The sequence below is a fragment of the Flavobacterium sp. R1_16 genome, from assembly GCF_057652095.1.
In genome coordinates, this window is sequence record NZ_JBYFCG010000004.1 from 125911 (window position 1) to 149439 (window position 23529).

Sequence of the window (23529 nt, forward strand, 5' to 3'; positions counted from 1 at the left end):
CGTATCCCTAAACTATGTGTTATATCTTTATATCAAAATCGTTCAACCTACTCATTTTTTCTTGTGCATCTACCACCGCTACAGCAGCCATATTTACCATTTCTTCAACGCTTGCGCCCAATTGAAAAATATGTACTGGTTTTTCCATACCTAACATTATTGGCCCAATTGAATCTACTTTGTACAATTCTTTCAATAATTTGTAGGTAATATTTGCTGATTCTAAGTTTGGAAAAATTAAAGTGTTTACCTTTTTGTCCGCCAATTTTGAGAAGGGAAACTTCGCTTTTAGCATATCTGAATTTAGAGCGAAGTCAGCTTGAATTTCACCATCGACAACTAAATCTGGGAAATATTTGTGCAAATAGGCTACCGCTTCTCTAACTTTTGAGGTGCTCTCATTATTGGATGATCCAAAATTAGAATACGATACCATTCCTATTACGGGTTCCATACCAAACATCCTAACCGTGTTAGCTGTCATAAGAGCTATTTTAGCCAAATCATCTGCTGAAGGGTTTGGGTTTATAGCGGTATCTGATAAAAACATTGGACCACGATTGGTTAACATCATGTTTGCAGTGGCAAAAATAGAAATCCCAGGTGCTTTGCTAATCAATTGCATCATAGGCTTCACTACCGATGGATAACTTCTGGAATATCCTGTAACCAATGCGTCTGCTTCTCCTTCATTTACCATCATCGCACCAAAATAATTACGCTCACGCATCCATTTTTGTGCATCTAGTAATGAAATTCCTCTTCGCTGCCTTGAATTCCAAAAAATTTCAGCGTAACGCATTCTTCTGGCATCTTCTTCCTTCATTTTTGGGTCAAAAATGGGAACCTCTGCATCAAAACCTATTTCTTTTTTGAGTTCGACTATAACTTCTCTATTGCCAAGCAAAATAGGATATCCTATTTTTTCCTCCATAACAATCTGAGCCGCTTTTAGCACATCTAAATGATCTGCTTCTGTGAAAATAATACGTTTTGGATCATTTTTGGCTCTATTGGTTAAGAGGCGAACCATTTTATTATCAGAGCCCATTCGCTCTGCTAGCTCATCTTCGTAGCGTTCCCAATCTTCGATAGGATGTAACGCAACTCCCGACTCTATCGCCGCTCTTGCTACAGCAGGTGCTACGGTTGTAATTAATCTTGGGTCGAATGGTTTTGGAATAATGTAATCGCGTCCAAAAACAAGTTTGGTTTCACCATAGGCAATATTTACTTGTTCAGGAACGGGTTGTTTCGCCAAAGCTGCCAAGGCGCGAACCGCAGCCATTTTCATAGCTTCGTTAATTTTTGTAGCGCGAACATCTAAGGCTCCTCTAAAAATATAAGGAAAACCAAGAACGTTGTTCACCTGATTAGGATGGTCTGAACGACCAGTAGCCATAATAATATCTTTTCTGGTGGCAATAGCAAGATTGTAATTGATTTCAGGATCAGGATTTGCCATGGCAAAAACGATTGGATTGTCTGCCATTCCTAATAACATCTCTGGAGTCATCAAATCTCCTGAAGATAATCCTAGAAAAATATCTGCTCCTTTCAGAGCTTCTTCTAAAGATATTGGCTCGATGTCTTGAGCATATTTTTGTTGTAATTCTGAAAGTGCTGGGTTATTTTTTGTCAAAAGTCCTTTGCTATTGAACATCAAAATGTTCTCGACTTTTACTCCCAATAAAACATATAAATCTGCACAAGCGATTGCAGCCGAACCTGCTCCTGACACTACCATTTTTACGTCTTCGGCTTTTTTATTGGCAAGCTCTAGAGCATTGATTAATGCTGCCGAAGATATGATAGCTGTACCGTGCTGGTCATCATGCATGACAGGAATATCTAACTCTGCCACCAAACGTTTTTCTATTTCAAATGATTCTGGAGCTTTTATATCTTCAAGGTTAATTCCTCCAAAAGTTGGCGCAATATTTTTTACCGTTTGAATGAACTCTTCTACATCTTTGGTTCCGATTTCAATATCGAAAACATCAATATCTGAAAAAATCTTGAACAGCAATCCTTTTCCTTCCATCACTGGTTTTGAAGCCTCAGGTCCTATATCTCCCAAACCTAAAACGGCTGTTCCGTTAGTGATTACTGCGACCAAATTTCCTTTTGCAGTGTACTTATAAACATCATTAACGTCTTTAGCTATTTCTAGACAAGGCTCAGCAACACCGGGAGAATAGGCCAAAGATAAATCTCTTTGGGTGGCATACTTTTTAGTAGGCACTACTTTAATTTTTCCGGGTGTGGGTTTGGCGTGATATAATAGAGCTTCGCTTCTTTTACTGTTCTTATCCATGATGGTATAATTATGTTTCGACCTACAAAGGTAAAAGTCTCAATGTAAAAAGGAAATTTTTAGGGAGATAGTTTTGCACAGTTTTGTTGATGTTCTTCAACAGCAGTAAAAATCAGGAAGTGTTTCAACCTAATTTATGGTGTTTTTTTGCGAGTGTTTTTCAAGAAAATGTTTTTTGCACACATAGCTGTGATGATTTTTTGAAACTATTTTTATTGCTTGTATGTGTTCACAAGTTAGATGTTCACAACAGCTGAGGAATCATAATCTATAAAAGGACGAATCAAGTTCATCAAAATCTTTAACTACTGAAAGTTTAACACGCTTATATAATTTAATATCTGACCAAGTTTCTTTAAATATTTCGTCTCCAGATTCTTGATTATCACTTTCATTTATATTTTCTTTAATTAATTTTCTTTTTGTTAAAAAATTTATACTTGTTTCTGTATTCACAATTGGACCATAATTTGAACTTGAATCATATCCAATCAGTTCAAAATCAGAATTTTTAAATTCGAATATATAACGCCAATATCCATATCTTCCATGTCCATAATGCACATACAATTTTTCTTTGCTTATTTCCACTGATAAATCTGGCGGCATATAAACTCCTCCATCTTCATTTTCTGATGAGAAGCATTTATAATTTTTAACTGCTAATTGATATTTCCCTTTTTCATTGAATAGAATAATAATTCCTCTTCTATTCTTGTCAACTTTATGTTCATATTCGTCAATTACAATTTTAGTTTTATCTGTGGCCTTGATTATTAATATACAGTCTTTTAAATTATCTTTGTTTAAATCCCCATAAATCTTCTCAAAGACTACATACCCTTTTGGTAAAAAGGCAGATAAATTCTCGACTTGTTTAGGTTGTCCAAAAACCGTTATGGTTAAAATCGCAATTATAAATGATAAAGGTTGTCTCATAGAAATAATGTTGATATATAGCTTATGGCGTTGCTTTACTTCAACGGAAAGGTATTATTTTATAACCCGCTTTCCAAAAGTTATGATTTATATTTTAATTTAACGAGGTACTAGATGCAATCAAGCATCAGATAGGGTAAACCCTTTAAAATATTCTGATTACTTGTCTATCCTCTTTTTTTTCCTAAAATCCAAATATAAATAGCCAAATCTATTTCGCCCCTTCTTGCACAGGCTCTTGCGGCTGAACCGCTGGAGTTTTTTGAGGTTCTACGTATTCGGTTTCTTGTAAATCTTCGGTTTGTTTGCCTAGTTTTACTTTAGGATTGTCTTGCGTGCCTGTTATGGTCATAGGAATTCCTAAGATGCCTAATGGTGGTAAACCCAATCGCATTTTAATATTCAATTTGCCGTCAAAACTGGTGGTTCCCTCTATTCGTGGTCTAAATCCTGCGACTTTAAACTTGAAACGGTCTATGGTAATAATGTTATTTTTGATGGCTGTTGTAATAACAACTTCTGTCACATCTGGGTTTTTGATGGCTTCCGTTTCGGTTTTTTTACTTACGGCTCCAAACATTTTAAAGCCCATCATTTTTACCTTTTTTACAGAAAGTTTTCCTCCGCCCACCAAGGAAGGGTATATGGGCTGCATGTTCCCGTCTAGTTTCCCTGCTACTTTATAATCTAAAGAAACGATTCCTTCTGCTTTTTCAGCTGCCGTAGCCATTTCGCGGAACATCTTTATTTCGTTGTACGCACGTTTAATATCAAAATCTTTGGCTAGAATTTTGAAATCGAAAAAGGCTCTGTTGGTCGCTTCGCTTCCGTAAACTGCATTCATATTTACGTTACAATCTATCATATTCAAACTTGTATTGTTGAGCATCAATTTGCCTTGGTTGATGACCAAATTCCCTTTAGAATCCGCTATATTGAGTTCGCCAAAAGTTACTTTTTTAGCGGCAGCCGTTAGATTTAAATTGAGATTAGAAGGAATAATTATAACTCCACTTTCAGTGGCTGGTTCTGTTGAATTGCCCACAGTTTTCTCAGCAGTTGTTGTGGTAGTTGTAGAGCCAGATAGGAACTCATCCACATTGATATAATTGGAAGAAAAAGAGAAATCTCCTTTTAGAACCGCATTATCTGATAGCGCAAAATTAATAACGTTTTGCATGGCCCCATTCATATTAAAATCGGAAGCGCCATAAGTAGCGATAAAATTATTGAAACTCATTTTGTCCTGCTTGAACGTAAACAGTCCTTCCTTGATGATAAATGGCTTTGGCAAATATTCTGATGTCGTTTTAATATTTCGAAGCAACAGTGTTCCGCTATTGTTTAGCTTGTTATAATTGCCGTTTGTGGCATCGCTTTGCTTTCCTTGAAAAGCGACATCTGCTTTGAGATAGCCTTCTACATCCAATCCTTTTCGAGAGAACACTTTATAGATTTTAGCCACATCGATTTCGCCTTTGGCCTTAATATCATAGGCAATATCTTCAAAATTTTGAAAACTAGCATTCAAATGAAAAGGTTTTCCTTCGAAAACAAAAGAAGCGGGATGTATGGCTACTTTCGAATCTTTTAGAGTGCCATTAGCATTAGAAATTTTTGCAATCAAATTGATATTCTGAATCGGATGAGGATAATATTCCGTTTTAATTGTGGTGTTTTTCAATGCAATATCACCCTTGGTTACTGGAACTATTTTGTTGGTTTTGTCGTATTTCCCTTTAGAAGTGACGTCCATTTTTAAACTTCCTTTCAAATCCATGTTTTCGAATCCAAAAGCGCGATCCATTTTTTGCAAATCCAAAGATGCTTTTATGGTGGCATCAACCAGTGGAGTTTTCAATCCCGTGGTTTTTACAATCGCTTTAAAATAATCGGTTCCAACATTAAAAAAGATAGAATCGAGGTTGACTTTTAATTGCTCGGTATCTAATGATGGGAGTTTGGTGTCGAAATTCAAATACAAATTAGTTACCGGAAATGGAGCGTCTTTATAATCAATTTTGCCATCTCTAATTTTCATATTAAAAGCCAAATTGGGTTTTGAATTGGTTGAGGCTATGTATCTTCCTTTTAACGTAAGTGAAATATCGGTTCGTCCTTTTACCTTGGTTTTATCTAACCAAGTTACGTATTGTGGAGGAAGTGCTGTAAAAAAATCGTTAAGTTTACTGTCTTTGGAATCGATGGTGAAATCGAGATTGTAACCATTTTTAAGAAAATCGAATTTGCCTATAAATTCAACTGGAAGTTTATTGATTTTTAGGTCATTTTGCTCAAAGATAAACGATAGGGAATTGGTATTAATTTTCGTAATCAAATCGGCTTTCACTCTTTTATTTTTGAGATAGGTTTCATTATCAAAAGTAAAATCTAATGAATCTATTTCTGCTTCAGTATACAAATCAAAGATGGATTGGTCTAAATCTCCTTTGCCTATATAATTAAAACCTTTAGCATCGATTTGAATTTTTGCCGATTTATCGTCGTATACCAAATGGCAATTCTCAATATCTATTTTATCTAATCGAATGGATGTGGATGATGGCTCATTGTTGGTTTCTTTTTCGTCTGAAACATATACATTATAATTGGCTTCTCCTTTTTCGTTGACTTTTACATTCACTAATGCATCGGAAATGAATATTTTGTCAATCTTTACTTTTTTATCAAAAATCAAGCTTTTGACATTAATCCCAAAAGCAACTTCCTCAGCCTTGAGCAGTGTTTCATCTTTGTAAGGTTGAGAACCTTTAAGAGAAAATTGAGTTAGGGTGAGCGTGAGAGAAGGAAAGTGATTGAAAAAAGACAGATTGGCTTCTTTAAAATTTAATTCTCCATTTAATTTGTGATTGGCAAATTTCTTGACTTCTTCAGCAATAGTATTTGGAAAAAGTATGGGAAACAAAATCATTGCTAATAGAAGTATTGCAAATGAAATTCCTGAAATCTTTACTATTTTTAGTCCGATTGTTTTTACTGATTGTTTCATGTTGCAAATTTAGGTCTCTTAAATTTTATGGGCAACTATTCCACTTAAATCATTTGTTTTAAGCGGAAAAAGCCTTCCCTAAAAGGAAAGACTCTTTCAAATTTAAACTAACTAACTTTCTTTTTTATTGTTTGATCAATTTCATCGTCATTAAGCGGTTGTTATCATCTGTAGCTTTTACCATGTAAATACCTTTGTTCAAATCACTGATGTTAAATTCATACTCATTGGATTTCTTGTCAAAGCTTTTCACCAACTGTCCTGTAATTGAAAAAACTTGAACGGTTTTGGTATTTGAATTTATTTTAAAATAATTTTTAGATGGATTTGGATACAAGCTTACCTTCTTTAAATCATCATATTTTGTTGTCGATAAAGAAGATGGTTTGTTTCCGTACATTCTAAATCCTCCAGATTCAATAGTAATTTTATCAGTTGTAGCAACAACTTCAAGAGGAGTATCATCCATCAAATTATACCATGTTCCTACATACGGGAAATTCCCTGTAATATTTTGTGAAGTGGTACTAAAATTAGACAGAATCACCACATTTTTAATAGTATTAGGGTCGGTTATCGAATTATCAGAAATATAAATTGAAGGCGTGAAAGTCCCTGAATTTAAAGTTACTGTGCCATTAAAAACAGGTTCTTTTATTTTCAATTCGTTAATTCTAGTATAGGTATCATACAAGGCTCTTCTTTCTGGAACATCCATCCAGTTTTGCGTCCACTGATTGACATGTTTTGTGACGAGTTTACAATCTCCCGTTTTAGTACTTGATTCGTCATTAACTGTACCATCAGAGCAAGTATAAATTGATGAATCCCAGCCTAATTCTGCAAACTGCCATATCATTTTAGGCCCTGGAATAGTTGTAGAAATTGCTGCAATCGATGCCATTCTTTTTAAAGCTCCTGATAGGGATTTTATTTCGGCCGATGCTCCATACGTTCGTGCCTGATACATTAATCTATCTTTATCATGACTCTCCGGATACCCAAGCACTCTTCTTCCTGTAAACCCTTTTGAAGTGTTGAGCATGCCATTGAGATTTTTGTTTCCTCCATTACCTTCGATTAATTGTGTGTAAGGGCTAAATTGTTCACTCCACATCATCACACCTTTCCCTTCTGCAATTCTATAATTTGCCCATTGTTGTTCTTCTGCACTACCACCCAGATGCTCAAAAATTGCATAATGATTGGGGTCTAAGCTCCATGAGTAATCAACATAGGTTTTTAGAAGAGCTACACGATCAGATTGTGTTGCATTGGTACAGCTTTGTTGGGCATTCCCATCATTTGTTGCATTACCTGTATTAATGTATGGACATTTTTGAGTGAACCCTTTGGTTAAATCCCATCGGAAACCATCAATTTTATATTCAGTTATCCATTGTTTTTGGGTTCTGTTTACATAGTATTGCGTTAAAGCACTTTGATGATTCAAATCGGTACCAACACTGTAAGAATGCATGGCACTTTGATTCGCATACGGGTTTTCTGCAGAAACTCCATTAGACCAACCGTCGTTATTGGTATCTAACATCCACATTCTTTCAATCGCAGATCTCCCAAAAACATGATTTAATGCTATATCTAAGATTACTGCTATTCCATTTTGATGACACACATCAACAAGCTCTTTTAATTTTGCAGGAGGCCCATATCTTTTATCTATCGCTAAATGATAGGAAGTGTTATAGCCCCAACTTTCATTGCCTTCAAATTCCATTACAGGCATTAACTCAATTGCATTGATGTGTAAGCCTTTGAAATAATCCATTCTATCTATTAAATCCTGATAGGTCTTATTCACATCAAAATCTCTAACCAAAAGTTCATAAACAATTAATTTCTCCTTTGGTGGTTTTACAAAATTAGTTGTCGCCTCACTCCAATTGTAACTTCTAAAGGTGTTCGTTCCTGTTTGAACAACAGTCACATCTCTGTCTTGCCCTGCTGGATAATCAGGAAGGTTTGGATAAACTCCCAACGTTTTTATTTCAGGATCATCATAATTATTTAACGTTAAGGTAGAAAATGGATCTGCAGTTTTTACTAGTACTGGAGAATTTACTGGGCGATCTGTATTGTCAACTATCCAATATTGAAAAGTATATACCTGTTCTGGAGTTAAACCCGTTATATCAATCCAAAACTTTCCTGTAGTTGGATCTTTTTTCATCAAATAATTAGACGTTGGATTCCAATTATTGAAGCTTCCGGCAACGTAAACATAATCTTTCAAAGGCGCATTTAGCACTAAGGTTACCTTAGTTGCATCTTCAAAATAATTCACACCATCTTCAGTGCCGTTGGGTTGATTTTCATTTATTGGTACTGCATTGATAATTACGCTAAACTTTTTTTCAACTACTTTAGTGCCTTGAGAAACCGTTAAAGTGTAAAAAACATTTTCGGTTATATTTGTTACTGGAAATGAATACGATGAAACATCGTTACGCGAGTCCACTTGATTTCCGTTGGCAGTTAAAACATAATTGGCATTTCCTCCACTGTTTGAAGCTTCAATTGTAAAACTACTACCACTATCAGTGATCCTATTTGTATTGGCAACAGTTGGCGATACTAATGTAACTTGAAAAAGACCTACGTTGAATAAAAAATCTGCTGACTTAGCTGAACCATTTAGTGTTTTAGCTAAAAATCCAATCTTGTAAATACCCGTGGTATTGTAATAATCAGAAGGTTTCAAAGTATAAATATAGGTTTTACTCCCATTTTGGGATAATTTACTTGCCGCTGCAGAGGCTGTCCAAGAGCCATTATTAGGAGTCCCAATATTAGCTCCATTGGCATCCTGCGCCCATGCCCAAAGATACAAGTCACCTGTGATTGGTGTGGTTAAAGTAAAGGTTACCGTTATACTTTGGTTTTCTTCAAATAAAGCAGGAGAAACTGTAGCAACTGCTGATGTTACTTGAGCAAAACCTAAAGAGCTAATTGCAAAAACACACAATAGAGAAATTATTTTTTTCATTTGATGAAATTAAATTTTAATACTACAACTACTAATTGTTGCTATTTAACCCTGAGAGGTATAAGTTAAAAAGGGCTGTTTTTAGACAGCCCTTTTCAAGTATGTATGGTAAATATTTAGTTTGCTATTGTAAGCTTACAAGTATAATTTCTTGGTTTACTTACATCAATAACTACATCGTACTTCTGTTTTGTTCCATCATTATCACCAGGTACTTTTATATCTTTTCCAGGCAAACCGGTTCCAAAATCGAACAAGCTTGATTCTTCACCTGAATTAATAGGAAATCCTGAACCTCCCAAAGTTGTTATAATTGTGGAACTTGCAGATGGTACAGAAGGAGGTGTACCCGATAAGGCAACAGTCCAATCACTAGACTTGAATTTAAATAGTCTTCCCTTGAACAATTCAATAGTTATTTTCCACACATTGGAATTGTTGTCATCATTCATTGGAACCATATTAATAGAACCTACAGTTCGTATTGCTGTTCCAAAAATTCCAAAAGCTTTGTAGTAACTAAGTTTAAATGTCCTTGCTCCAGTTCCTTCTGTGTTCAAATTTGCGGTTACAAAATAGTGCCCACTGGTTGGTATATTGATACTGTTAGACTCGCTTCCTTCCTCAATAGCATCGCCAGAACTTGTTCCATAGACTTTAGCACCTACAAAACTACCACAGTCGTCTGGTTGGTAAAATTTGTAATTCCCTGCCTCCAAATACATATATCCTTGAAAATCATCTAATCTATCATAACTTGATGATTTAAGCTTTGGAGCATTAGCTGGAGATTCTAAATCCTTGACAAAAGCTAGCTCCTTTGGTGTAGTTGTATAGCCTGTGACTGTAAGTGAAATTGGCGTTGATATTTGAATTTGTTGATTACCTGGCACGTTCCCAAGTGTAGACTCAACTCTTATCTCAACATTCATTGGGCTACACTTAAACGTTGACAACCCATTCAAAAACACATTAATCTGATTAACAGTCAAGGTACTATCTCTTCTGGTAAAAGGCACCTCAGATTTTACAAAAGCTGTAGGATTATCCTTATCGGTGACAATAAATTTGTAAGTTAGACCCGTTGTTCCTGTATTTCCAGTTGGAACACCATAATCAACTTCCCACTCTAAATCAATAAATGGCTGACTTGCATTTGTTGCTAATAAAACGCTTGGTGGTGCTGACTCTGATACATCACTCAATTCAAACCCATTCAATACTGCAACGGGCTCTTTATCATTAGTACATGAGCCAAGTGAAATAAGCAAAAATGCAAAAATTGTTGTTTTTAAAATATTTTTCATTTATATAAATATTAAATATTAATTGTACCCTGGATTTGGAGTTAATTTTGGATTTGCTTCCATAGCTTTTAAAGGAATCGGAAACAAATTGTAGTGAGCCGGTATAGCATTCCCATCTTTAACTCCGCCTTTCCATGGCCATAAATAACTTCCACCCGTAAATTTTCCGAAACGAATTAAATCCGTTCTTCTATGCCCTTCAAAGTTTAATTCTCTGGCTCTCTCGTCCAAAATAAAATCTAATGTTAATTCGCCAGCTGAAATAGGAGTTGCATTAGATCGAGTTCTAATTGCATTTACATAAAACAATGCATCACCTGTTGTTCCACCACCTCCTCTTAATGTACATTCTGCTAGCATTAAATACGCATCTGCCAATCTATATAATGGAAAATCTGTCCCTGCAAAAAGCACTGGACTACCTGGATCTCCTACAAAATTAGTATTCACAAATTTAATAGAAGGAAAACCATCAACCCACTTTTTATAATCGGTCATTTCGTAATTATGCCTTTTAGCTGGGTCTTCAGAGGTATAATTTGTAAAAAACAATCTCCCCCTATCATCTGAAGACTCTGCCAAACCTTGAGCACTGTTTGCAAACAATCCATACCAAGCCTTTGTAGCTCTATGACCTCCCCATGCGTTGGAGTCTCCTCCTGGGTTTCCATAATCCGTGGTAACCATTGTTGCAGAACTCAAACTTCCACAAATTAAATAGGTAGTATTTCCATAACTCTGACTTTTAACCGGGTCAGCAATTAAAGGATAAATAATCTCATTTTTAGCATCTGTAACATTATTGTCTCGACAAAATAAACTTCTAAAATTATCCGCCAATTTGTATCCCCCTTCGTCAATTACTAATTTAGTATACTTGTAGGCTTTATCATATTTGCTCTCACCTACATAAACTTGTGCATTTAGATACAATTTAGCTAATAACATTCTTGCTACACTTCGATTAGCTCGTCCATATGTATTTGACATAGGCAATAACTTATCAGGGCTAGAAGTCAAGTCTTCGTCACAAATATCGGTTAACTCATCAGTAACAAACTTAAACAATTCTGCTCTAGTTGACTCACTTTTAGGCTCTGTAACTCCTAAATCTGCTTCAGTTAATAATGTCCCCTTTCCAAAGCAATCAATTAAATAATAATATGCTAGAGCACGCAAAAAACGCATTTCACTTATTAACTGTTGTTTATTAGGCAAGTCAGGTTCTCTTTGAATTATATCAATCAATTTGTTTGCCTGAGGTACTGTATAATATACCCTATTGTAAACATACCTAAAAAATTTGTTATTCCCATCCCAATTCGATGTAGTAGTCAATTGGTCTAAACCATTATCCCCCCAACGATTTTTCATACCATCGGCAGTAAAATCTTGTAAATTAATAATTCCTCTCAAAAAAGGAGATTCCCCAGCATCATCACCAGGAGTATCAGTACTTGCTGGACCACTTGATCCAGATAAAGCAAATGTACTATATACCTTAGACATTGAACCAATAATAAAGGCACTACCACCCTCTACTTGGTCAGGTGATAAATCAATTTTATTTTCTGTGTTCAAATCATCTGTACAACTGCTTATTAGTAATAAACTAAATAACAGTACTAAACTATTAAATTTGATGTTTTTCATAATATTATTTATAAAATTAAAAATCAAGACTTACTCCAAAAGTATATGTTCTAGGCCTTGGATATAAACTGCTATCCCTACCTGAATTACTTTCAGGATCTTGACCCGAATAATTAGTAATTAAAAAGGCATTATTTACTGTACCACTTACCCTCAAGGTTGACTTCCCAACAAATTTAAGAAACTTATATCCTAAAGAAATGTTATCACAACGCAAAAACGTTGCATCCTCTAAAAAATAATCAGACAATGAAGTTTCAGATGCGGTGAAATTTTTGAAATCTGGATTAGCACTTCCGTTGTAAAAATTTAAAACATTATTTAAAGTTGTAGGCTGAGAAGGCGGAGCTGCAGCATCTATGTAGCCTCTATCTACAACATTTTGATTGTAAATCTGTCCTCCTATTTGACCCCTAAAGGTAGCCGCTAAATCCCAATTTTTATAAACTATATTGGTATTTAAACCATATGTCCAGTTAGGAGTTATAGGCTTTAAGTATCTATCCGCTAAAGTGACTTGACCATCATTGTTGAGATCTTCATAGGCTCCAACGATTGGCTTACCACTAGCATCATAAATTTGTTTGTAAACATAGGCCTCTCCTCTTTGATAACCCACAACATCATAAGTACTGTAAGTATTACTACCTACACCTGATCCACCTATTTCATTTCTTCCTTCCAAATCCACAACTTCATTAATGGCATAAGCAATGTTACCCCCTACACTTAAAGAAAAATTATCGGTAGTTATGGCTTTAACATTTAAACTAGATTCAAAACCTTTGCTCTCTATTGATCCACTATTTGTAATATTTACAGTTGCTTCTGTTCCTTGTCCTGCTACTGAAGTTATTACAGCTAATAAATCTGTTGTTTTACGCGTATATACGTCAAAACTACCCGACAATATGCTATTCTTAAAAAATTCAAAATCTAAACCAAGGTTGTATGTAGCTGTTTTCTCCCATGTCAAATCAGCATTATATGGTTTTGAGGTGTAAATATTTATTCCTTCCAAATATTGATCACTAGATCCTGCTAACTGATAATAAAGCCTTGAAGGGAAGTATCCCGCATTGTTTGCAAAATTGGCCTGTCCAGTTTTACCCCATCCTGCTCTCAATTTCAAATCTTGTATTACTTTAGAGTCTTTAATAAAATTTTCTTCTTTCAATTTCCAAGCTAACCCAACTGCAGGAAAATAACCCCATCTGTTCTCTTCAGTGAATAAAGAAGATGCATCTGCTCTAAAAGTTGCTGTAAACAAATATTTGCCTAAAATGTCCACATTACTTCTTGCAAAAAAAGCCTGTAAGTTAAGCGGTGAATAATATCTGTTATTTCTATTATTTTCGTTTGCTATAAAAGTCTCTCTAATTCCTGTATCTGGATCATTTCGAAATGAAAGTGAATTCCCGTCGAATTTAAAATTTTGATACGAATACCCTCCTTGAGCGTCAACCTTTCTAACAAAACCAGTTAACGATTTAGAATAAACTAAATACGCATCCATAGTTGTATTGGTTTCGGTGTTGTTATTAAAACTAGCTAAACCAGGATTAAATAAATAATTTGTTTCAGGATCTGTTCCTTGATTAAAAGTATAAGTAGCAATAGCGTTTTCGCTAAAAGTTTCTCTATATCTAGATTTTGTAGCATCTAATCCAAAATTGGCAACAGCTCTTAAATCTCTTAAAAAAGGCAGCTTATAATCAAACTCAATGTTTCCTAAAAACCGTAACGCTCTGTCAATACCATTTCTTTGTTCCAAAATAGCTAATGGATTATCTGCTCCAATTTTTATGTCTCTGTTACCAGACAACTCAGTTTGTTGGTAATATCCAGCAAACTTATTGTTAAACGATGGTCCATACACAGGTTTGGTTGGATCCATAGACAATGCAGCACCAATAGCTCCTTCATTCCCTCCATTTTTATAGGTAGAATTCCCTTTTGCATTAATATCAACCTTCAAATTGTCATTCAAAAATTTAGGAGTCATTTTAAATGAATAAGACAATCTCTCGTAATCATTGTTTTTTATAAGTCCTTGAGCACTAGTATATCCAACAGAAGCTCTAAATGGTATTTTTTTGTATAAGTTAGCTCTAGCGCTAAAATTGTGATCCGTATTTATTGACGTTCTAAAAATTTGATTTTGCCAATTGGTATTACTCAATATTCTTCCTTCAATTTGAGGAGTCGCTAAGTCATCAACAAAATTGTTTGAAGGATCATCAATTCCTAAAAAATTAGTTCTAGTTGGATGATATTGTTGTATGAAACGAGTGTATTCAGATGCATTCATAACATCCAATGCTTTTGCTATTTTACCAACAGAAATATTTGCTGAATAATTAAACTGTGGCGCTCCAGCAGTTCCTTTCTTTGTTGTTATCAAAATAACTCCATTAGAAGCTCTAACCCCATAAATTGCAGTAGCAGAAGCATCTTTCAAAATCGAAAAACTTTCCACATCATTAGGATTGATTAAATTCCATGGATTGGTTCCAGTATCGCTAATAGGAACACCGTCAATAATAATCAAAGGGTCATTAGCCGCTACTAGAGAAGCACCTCCACGTATTACTATTTGAGGTTTTTGGTCAGGAGCACCACCGCCATTAGTAATTCTAACACCCGCAGCTTTACCTGCTAATAATTGGTCAGTAGAAACAATCGCTCCTTTATTAAAGTCTTTTGAAGTAACTAAAGCAACAGAACCCGTTGCGTCTTTCTTTTTGGCAGAACCATATCCCACCTGAATAACCACTTCATTTAATTGATTGGATTCTTCCTCAAGACTCACCTTTATGTTATTTTGAGAACTGTAAGTGATAGAGGAATTTTTATACCCAATGTAAGAAAAAACGATTTGATCGCCTTTTTTTACTTTTGGTAATTTAAATTTTCCATCGAAATCTGTTGAAGTACCGTTCGGAGTACCCTTAATAATTACATTCACACCAGGTATCGGCTGATTGGTCTTTGAATCAACAACAACTCCTTCTAAAGTGGTTTGAGCAAAAACACTAAATGGTAGAAATAGCAATAAAAATAACAACTTTTTGTAAATTGTTTTCATACATTTTGTTTAAGTTAGAAATTAGTTTTGTGCTTATATTTTTACTTCGAACGTTAAATTTAGTTAAATTTATCTTCCTCGAAAAAAAACATACGTTAAATTAAACACGAAAACGTAATAGTGTTGAAAACTTTCCCGATTTTTCATAATTTTTACTCTAAAATTATATTTAATTAAAATTAAAATTATCTTTATTCTCAAAACACTATTTTACTAACGAATCTCATGAAAAGAAAAGTTACTTTAAAACAAATCGCCAAAGAGTTAGACGTATCCATCTCTACCGTTTCTAAATCACTGAAAGACAGTCCAGAAATTAGCGAAGATACACGGCAAAAAGTGAGAGCATTTGCTAAATTATACAACTATAAACCAAATCTAATTGCACTAAGTTTAAAGAACAGAAAAACAAAAACAATTGGTGTAATAATTCCAGAAATCATACATCATTTTTTTGCAACTGTAATTAGCGGAATTGAACATATTGCAAACCTAAATGGTTATAATGTTATCGTGTGTCTTTCTGACGAATCATTTGACAAAGAGGTTATTAACATGGAAATGTTAGCCAACGGGAGTATCGATGGTTTTATAATGTCATTATCAAAAGAAACGCAACAAAAAAAAGACTTTCACCATATTACAGAGGCTATAAATCAAGGAATGCCTGTTGTCATGTTCGATAGGGTGGCAAACGACATTCTCTGTGACAAAGTAATCATTGATGATAATCTTGCCGCTTTTGAAGCAGTTCAATATTTAATAAATAAAGGATTTAAAAAAATTGCACTTATATCGACCATTGATTACATAAGCGTTGGAAAACTTAGGACTGAAGGTTATCTCAAAGCCCTGAGAAATAATAATATCCCAATTGATGAAAATCTTATTCTCAAGGTTGAAGACATGGATCATTGCGAGGATAAAATTGAAGAGCTAATGAAAAATAATACTTTTGACGCCATATTTGCTGTTAATGAATTATTTGCTGTAACATCAATCAAATTAGCTAGTAAGTTGAACTTAAAAGTACCTGAAGACCTGTCAATAATAGGCTTCACTGACGGAATGATTTCAAAATACTCCTCTCCAAGTATAACAACAGTAAGTCAAAATGAATTTAAAATGGGTGAGAAAGCAGCGAAAATGCTTATCGATAGATTAGAAAATGAAGATGAAGAAGAAGAGCATTACAAAACAGAAGTTATAGAAACCAATCTTGTAGAAAGAGAGTCAACTATCTAACTACTACATTTTTAATGAATCAACGCTACTGATTTTAAACTATTTTGTAAGATTATTTTTTTATATAATTTGTTATAAAAAAAATTAAAATAAAATTCATCAATTAAAATAAATTATTACTTTTACCCCCATTCAAAACTTATATTTTTACTTCGAAATATGAATTAAGTTTTGATAAGCAAAGCGCTTATCGTATCAATCAATAAAAATACGATAAATGGAAAAACCAAAGTTAAGTTTTTGGCAAATTTGGAATCTAAGTTTTGGATTTCTAGGAGTTCAAATTGGATATTCTCTACAAAACGGCAACACAAGTAGAATATTAGAAGCATTAGGCGCCGATGTTCACAGCATTGGTTATTTTTGGCTTGCTGCTCCTCTAGCAGGATTAATTGTTCAACCAATCATTGGGCTTTCAAGCGATAAAACTTGGACCAGACTAGGACGCCGAATACCATTTATTTTTGGAGGTGCAATAGTTTCAGCTTTAGCTATGTTTTTCATGCCAAATGCTGAATACTTCACCTATCTTTTACCACCCTTAGTATTTGGAGCTACCATGCTTTTATTGATGGATACTTCCTTTAATGTAACTATGCAACCATTTAGAGCACTTGTTGGAGACATGGTCAATGACGAACAGCGTAATCTAGGCTATTCTTTACAAAGTGCATTAATAAATTTTGGAGCTGTTTTCGGCTCACTACTTCCTTGGATTCTTGCCAAATCAGGAATTGCAAATGTTCCTGCTGAAGGAGAAAAAGTAGCATCTTCAGTAATATGGTCATTCTATATTGGTGGAGCAATTTTATTAGTAAGTGTTTTATGGACCGTTTTTAGAACAAAAGAATATGCGCCAAAAGAACATGCTTTGTACAATAAAATCGATTTAGAAGCTACTGAGAAAAAAGAAAAAACAAATATCTTTAATCTAATAGGTAATGCACCAAAGATTTTTTGGCAATTGGGATTTGTGCAGTTTTTTTCTTGGTTTGCATTATTTCTAATGTGGGTATATACAACCAGAGCTATTGCAAATCAAGTTTGGGGACCAGATGCGATTGACGCAAAATCAGTAGGTTTTAATGAAGCGGGAGATTGGACAGGAGTTATGTTTGCTTTCTACAGTGCTGTTGCGGCTTTATACTCTTTGCTAATTCCAAAAATAGCAAAAGCTATTGGAAGAAAAAAAGTATATAGTTTTTCATTACTACTCGGAGGAATTGGTCTAATTTCAATGATGTTGGTTCATGATAAAAACATATTATTATTATCCATTTCAGGAGTAGGTCTAGCGTGGGCAGCAATATTGGCAATGCCGTATGCTATGCTATCTGGATCACTTCCTGCTGATAAAATGGGCGTTTATATGGGATTATTCAATGCAACCATCACTTTACCTCAAATTACTGCTGGCATACTCGGAAGTACCTTGATTGCCTTTTTTGGTGGTAATCCAATGACAATAATTGTAATTGCTGGAGTTTCCATGTTAATTGCAGGATTAGCTGTATTTTCTGTTAAACAAAATTCAGCTACAGAATAACAAAATTTGATTTCTAAAATGAAAAATGTTAAAGCTTTTATATTCGATTTAGATGGCGTAATTGTTGACACTGCTAAATACCACTATTTAGCGTGGAAAAAAATTGCGAACCAGTTAGGAATCGATTTTACCCATGAACATAATGAATTACTTAAAGGAGTCAGCAGAGTTCGCTCTCTTGACATTATCCTAGAATTAGGTAATGTTGAAGCAAGTCAGGAAGATAAAGACAAATGGCTTGTTCAAAAAAACGAAGATTACCTATCCTATTTAGTTACTATGGATGAAAGTGAAATTCTTCCAGGAGTGATGCCTATATTAAACTATTTAAAAAACAACAAACAAGGAATAGCTCTAGGTTCTGCGAGTAAAAACGCTAAACCAATTCTTGAAAAAACGGGCATTATGAGTTATTTTGATGCAATTGTTGACGGGAACGATGTTTCAAATGCCAAACCAGATCCAGAAGTTTTTCTTCAAGCAGCCAAATTATTAAATGCATCCAACGAAAATTCTATAGTCTTTGAAGATTCCGTAGCAGGAATTCAAGCTGCCAATATTGCAAATATGACTAGTGTAGGCATTGGAGATAAAGAAGTTTTACAAGAGGCAAAATATATTTTTCCAGATTTTACACATATGGATACCAGCTTCATTGAAGCATTAATAAATAAGTAAAAACACATAACTTTAATAACGCATAAACAAATAAAAATGAACCAGGATTATATTAAACCAGACAATTGGTCCATCATTGAAGAGGGATTTGATGTAGAGAGAGTAAAATCGTCTGAAAGTCTTTTTAGCATCGGAAACGGTGCGATGGGACAACGTGCTAATTTTGAAGAAAGCTATTCAGGGCACACTTTCCAAGGAAGCTACATAGCAGGAATTTATTATCCTGATAAAACTAAAGTAGGCTGGTGGAAAAATGGCTATCCAGAATATTTTGCAAAAGTATTGAATGCGCCAAATTGGATTGGAATTGATATCGAAATCAATGGTGAAAATCTTGATTTAAACAAATGCTCTTCCGTAAAAAACTTTCGTCGTGAATTAAACATGAAAGAAGGTTGGTATAATCGTTCATTTGAAGCAACCTTACAAAATGGAACTGAAATTGCCGTAAATGTTCGCCGATTTTTATCTCTAAATTTAGATGAAGTTGGTTTAATCAAATATGAAATTACGCCACTAAATAAAGATGCTAAAATAATATATAAACCCTACATTGATGCGGGAGTTACTAATGAAGATGCCAACTGGGAAGAAAAATTCTGGGAACCTTTAGATGTTAAACACTCCGAAAACAAAGCATTTGTTACTGCTAGAACGTTTAAAACGCATTTCATTGCCACAACATTCATGCAAAACAGCATTTTATCTAACGGCAAAGATTTAAAAATCACTACTGAGAACATTGAATCTAGCAAAGATAAAATTCAATTTATATATGCTGTATCTGTTGTAAAAGGAGAACAATCAGCTATCGAAAAAATAGGAGGTTATACCGTTTCTTTGAATCATGAAAATACGCAAATTGGTGCAGAAAACGCAATCCAATCTGCTATTTCAAAAGGATACAATCAATTATTACAAGACCAAATTGATGCATGGGCAAAAATCTGGGAAATGAGTGATATTACGATAGAAGGAGATGTTAAAGCACAACAAGGTATTCGTTTCAATATTTTTCAATTAAACCAAACCTATTTAGGAAAAGACAGCCGACTGAATATTGGTCCAAAAGGATTTACTGGAGAAAAATACGGCGGATCAACCTATTGGGATACCGAAGCCTATTGCATTCCGTTTTACATGGCCACTAAAGACCAGCAAGTAGCAAGAAATTTATTGACGTATCGTTACAATCAATTGGATAAAGCGATTGAAAATGCTGCAAAATTAGGTTTTACCAATGGAGCAGCGCTCTACCCAATGGTTACCATGAATGGTGAAGAATGTCATAACGAATGGGAAATCACCTTTGAAGAAATTCACAGAAATGGAGCTATAGCCTTCGCTATTTTTAATTACCACAGATTTACAGGAGATTATTCTTATATACCAGAAAAAGGATTGGAAGTTTTAATTGGAATCGCTCGTTTCTGGCATCAAAGAGTCAATTTCTCAACTGATAAAAATAAATATGTAATTCTTGGTGTTACTGGTCCAAACGAATATGAAAACAATGTAAATAATAATTTCTATACCAACTATATTGCTAAATGGTGTATTGATTATGCTTACGAACAAATTCAAAAAGTTTCTCTTGAATATCCTACAGACCACAAAAGAATCATTGAAAAAGTAAACCTTAATGATGCTGAACTACAGTCTTGGAAAAAAGTTGCAGACAATATGTACTTCCCATTTTCAGAAGAACTTAATGTTTATTTACAACAAGATGGTTTCTTAGACAAACATTTAGTAAGAGTTGCTGATTTAGACAGAAGTCAAAGACCAATTAATCAAAAATGGTCTTGGGACAGAATTTTACGTTCTCCTTATATCAAGCAAGCGGATGTATTACAATGTTTTTACTTCTTTGAAGACCATTTCACTAAAGAGGAATTGAATCGTAATTTTGAATTCTATGAATCATTTACCGTTCATGAAAGTTCACTTTCACCATGTGTTCACTCTATTCAAGCAGCTGTTTTAGATAAAATGGAAATGGCTTACACTTTCTACCTAAGAACTTCTCGTTTAGACCTTGATGATTACAACAAAGAAGTAGAAGAAGGTTGTCATATCACTTCTATGGCAGGCACATGGATGAGCATCGTTGAAGGTTTTGGAGGATTGCGTGTTAAAAATGACAGCTTGCATTTCTCTCCAAAAATTCCAAAAGAGTGGAATGGATACTCCTTTAAAATTAATTTCAGAAACCAAATTTTGAAAGTTTCTATTAATCATAACGATACCCAATTTACTCTTGAAGGCACTAAAGAATTGAATGTCTTTGTAAATGGAAAAGAAGTTTTGGTAGAGCCTAATAGCTTAGTAACTGTATAAAATTTGTTCTCGCTAAGACGCAAAGTCGCAAAGATTTTTTTGCGACTTTGTTTTTATACTTACTCAAATATATGCTGCTTTGACTTGTGAAAAATGAATGAAAACGAAATATCAAAAATAATAGTAAACGTAAGCTATAAAATTCATGTGAGACTTGGGCCTGGTCTTTTAGAAAGTGTTTACGAAGCCATATTATACCATGAATTAATAAAAGAAGGATTAAAAGTTGAAAGACAAAAACCAATCCCTGTCATTTGGGACGGAATTCATTTAGATATTGGATTTAGTTCAGACTTAATAGTTGAAGATAAAGTGATTATTGAAATAAAATCTGTTGAAAAAATTTCAAATGTACATTTAAAACAATTATTAACATACATAAGAATAACAGACTTAAAATTGGGATTGCTAATAAATTTTAACGAGGCTCTAATAAAAAACGGAATTAAACGTGTAGTACATGGATTATAAAAAAGCTTTGCGCCTTTGCGCCTTTGCGAGATTTATATTGTTATATGCATTATTATCTATAACAACAATATCTTTTGCCCAAATTGACAAAGTAGAACCTCCTTTTTGGTATGCTGGCATGCATAATCCAGAATTACAAATTATGTTTTACGGTAAAAACATTGCTGAAAACGATGTTGCCGTTTCCAATAGCATCATTATCAAAAACATTCAAAAAACCGAAAATCCAAACTATATTTTTGTGACCATTGACACCAAAAATGTAGCACCCCAAGATGTTGTTTTTTCATTTTCTAAAAACAAAAAAGTAAGTTTTACACAAAAATACTCTTTAAAACAAAGAAGACCCAATTCCGCTTTACGCAAAAGCTACGATGCTTCTGACGTGATATATTTAATCATGTCTGACCGTTTTGCAAATGGGAATCCTAACAATGACAGTGATGCATCTGTAACAGAAAAAGGTGACAGAAACAATCCCGGCGGAAGACATGGCGGCGATATTGAAGGAATGATTAATCATCTAGATTACATCAAAGAATTAGGTGCTACAGCGCTTTGGCCTACTCCACTTTGTGAAGACAATGACAAACGCTATTCCTATCACACTTACGGTCAATCAGATGTTTATAAAATTGACCCGCGATTTGGTACCAATGAAGAATATTTAAAATTATCGGCTGAGTTGCATAAACGAGATATGAAACTCATCATGGACTATGTCACCAACCATTGGGGGGCTGAACATTGGATGATGAAAGATTTACCTACCTATGATTGGCTCCATCAATTTCCTGGTTATGCACAAACTAATTATAGAATGACTACCCAGTTTGATACAAATGCATCAGACATTGATTCCAAAATGTGCATGGATGGATGGTTTGTAAAATCGATGCCCGATTTAAATCAATCTAATCCTTTAATGCTAACATATCTTATTCAAAACGCGATTTGGTGGATAGAATATGCTGATTTAGATGGGTTTAGAGTTGACACATTCTCATATAATGATAAAGAAGGTATTTCAAAATGGACGAAATCAATAACTGACGAATATCCATATTTCAACATAGTTGGCGAAGTGTGGATGCACGATCAGGCACAAATGGCCTATTGGCAAAAAGACAGTAAAATTGGTGCAATAGAAAATTTTAATTCTAATTTGCCAAGTGTTATGGATTTTACATTATTGGAAACATTAACAACCGTTCTTAATGAAGATAAAGCAGCTTGGAACAAAGGAATGATTAATGTTTATGAAAATTTTACCAATGATTTTCTATATCCAAATATAAACAACATCATGACTTTTGTAGAAAATCATGACACCAATCGCTTTAATACCGTCTATAAAAACGATTTTAAAAAATATCAAATCGCAATGACACTACTTGCAACAGTTAGAGGAATTCCTCAATTGTATTATGGCTCAGAAATTGGCATGGATGGAGACAAAGACAAAAAAGGAGATGCTGATATTCGAAAAGATTTTCCTGGCGGATGGGCTGGAGATGCAAATAACGCCTTTTTAAAATCAGGAAGAACTGTAGAACAAAACAACTATTTTGATTTTACTTCCAAATTGTTCCAATGGAGAAAAACCAATGAAGCAGTCCATTTTGGAAAAATGAAACATTACATTCCTGAAAATAACGTTTATGTTTATTTTAGATACACGGATTCTAAATCGGTAATGGTTGTCATAAACAACAGCGTAGAAAGTCAAACCATAAAAACAAATCGTTTTCAAGAAAGTCTTCAAAATTATACTACTGGAAAAGATGTTTTGACCGACAAATCAATTAATTTAAAAAATGATATTACCATCGAAGGAAAATCGGTTTTGGTAGTAGAATTAAAATAATGAACACCATTAAAAAAGTTAAGATGAATTGAGTTTCATTGAGTCTTAACTTACCTTAATG

At 34.2% G+C, this 23529-nt stretch carries 13 protein-coding genes; 6 read left to right on the forward strand and 7 right to left on the reverse strand.

Features of this window, described 5'->3' with window-relative positions; all coding sequences use genetic code 11:
- Window positions 1-19: 19 nt before the first annotated feature.
- From AC23L6_RS08345 to AC23L6_RS08375, 7 genes are all read right to left on the reverse strand, one after another.
- Window positions 20-2317: an NADP-dependent malic enzyme gene (locus AC23L6_RS08345; RefSeq protein WP_487561710.1), complete on the reverse strand. Its 2298-nt coding sequence runs from the start codon at window positions 2315-2317 to the stop codon at window positions 20-22.
- A 261-nt stretch (window positions 2318-2578) separates the two neighbouring features.
- Window positions 2579-3256 (reverse strand): hypothetical protein, encoded by a 678-nt coding sequence (locus tag AC23L6_RS08350; protein ID WP_487561711.1) that lies wholly within the window; start codon window positions 3254-3256, stop codon window positions 2579-2581.
- 211 nt (window positions 3257-3467) lie between these two features.
- On the reverse strand, window positions 3468-6266 hold the full coding sequence (locus AC23L6_RS08355) for a hypothetical protein (RefSeq protein WP_487561712.1): 2799 nt from the start codon (window positions 6264-6266) through the stop codon (window positions 3468-3470).
- A gap of 124 nt (window positions 6267-6390) precedes the next feature.
- The gene (locus AC23L6_RS08360; protein ID WP_487561713.1) at window positions 6391-9273 is read right to left on the reverse strand and encodes an alpha-amylase family glycosyl hydrolase; all 2883 of its coding nucleotides are present in this window, start codon (window positions 9271-9273) and stop codon (window positions 6391-6393) included.
- A 116-nt stretch (window positions 9274-9389) separates the two neighbouring features.
- A complete protein-coding gene (locus AC23L6_RS08365; protein ID WP_487561714.1) occupies window positions 9390-10580 on the reverse strand; it encodes a cadherin repeat domain-containing protein in 1191 nt (396 codons plus the stop codon).
- An 18-nt stretch (window positions 10581-10598) separates the two neighbouring features.
- Window positions 10599-12233 carry a RagB/SusD family nutrient uptake outer membrane protein gene (locus AC23L6_RS08370; protein WP_487561715.1) on the reverse strand — a complete coding sequence of 545 codons (1635 nt, stop codon included), beginning with the start codon at window positions 12231-12233 and terminating at the stop codon, window positions 10599-10601.
- A 16-nt stretch (window positions 12234-12249) separates the two neighbouring features.
- Window positions 12250-15321, reverse strand: a complete 3072-nt coding sequence (locus AC23L6_RS08375; protein WP_487561716.1) for a SusC/RagA family TonB-linked outer membrane protein — start codon at window positions 15319-15321, stop codon at window positions 12250-12252.
- A 225-nt stretch (window positions 15322-15546) separates the two neighbouring features.
- On the opposite strand from AC23L6_RS08375, the gene AC23L6_RS08380 reads away from it, so the two are divergent.
- The 6 genes from AC23L6_RS08380 (at window position 15547) to AC23L6_RS08405 (ending at window position 23468) form a co-directional block, all read left to right on the forward strand.
- On the forward strand, window positions 15547-16566 hold the full coding sequence (locus AC23L6_RS08380) for a LacI family DNA-binding transcriptional regulator (protein WP_487561717.1): 1020 nt from the start codon (window positions 15547-15549) through the stop codon (window positions 16564-16566).
- 217 nt (window positions 16567-16783) lie between these two features.
- Complete coding sequence (locus AC23L6_RS08385; protein WP_487561718.1) at window positions 16784-18112, forward strand: MFS transporter; 1329 nt, start codon at window positions 16784-16786, stop codon at window positions 18110-18112.
- Between the two features lie 18 nt (window positions 18113-18130).
- Window positions 18131-18790, forward strand: coding sequence for a beta-phosphoglucomutase (gene pgmB / locus AC23L6_RS08390; RefSeq protein ID WP_487561719.1), 660 nt, complete (start codon window positions 18131-18133; stop codon window positions 18788-18790).
- A 36-nt stretch (window positions 18791-18826) separates the two neighbouring features.
- Window positions 18827-21130 carry a glycoside hydrolase family 65 protein gene (locus AC23L6_RS08395; protein ID WP_487561720.1) on the forward strand — a complete coding sequence of 768 codons (2304 nt, stop codon included), beginning with the start codon at window positions 18827-18829 and terminating at the stop codon, window positions 21128-21130.
- Window positions 21131-21223: 93 nt separating this feature from the next.
- Entirely contained in the window at window positions 21224-21601 is a 378-nt protein-coding gene (locus AC23L6_RS08400) for a GxxExxY protein (protein WP_487561721.1), read from the forward strand.
- Complete coding sequence (locus AC23L6_RS08405; RefSeq protein ID WP_487561722.1) at window positions 21591-23468, forward strand: glycoside hydrolase family 13 protein; 1878 nt, start codon at window positions 21591-21593, stop codon at window positions 23466-23468. Before AC23L6_RS08400 ends, AC23L6_RS08405 begins: the two co-directional genes overlap by 11 nt.
- Window positions 23469-23529: the final 61 nt, after the last annotated feature.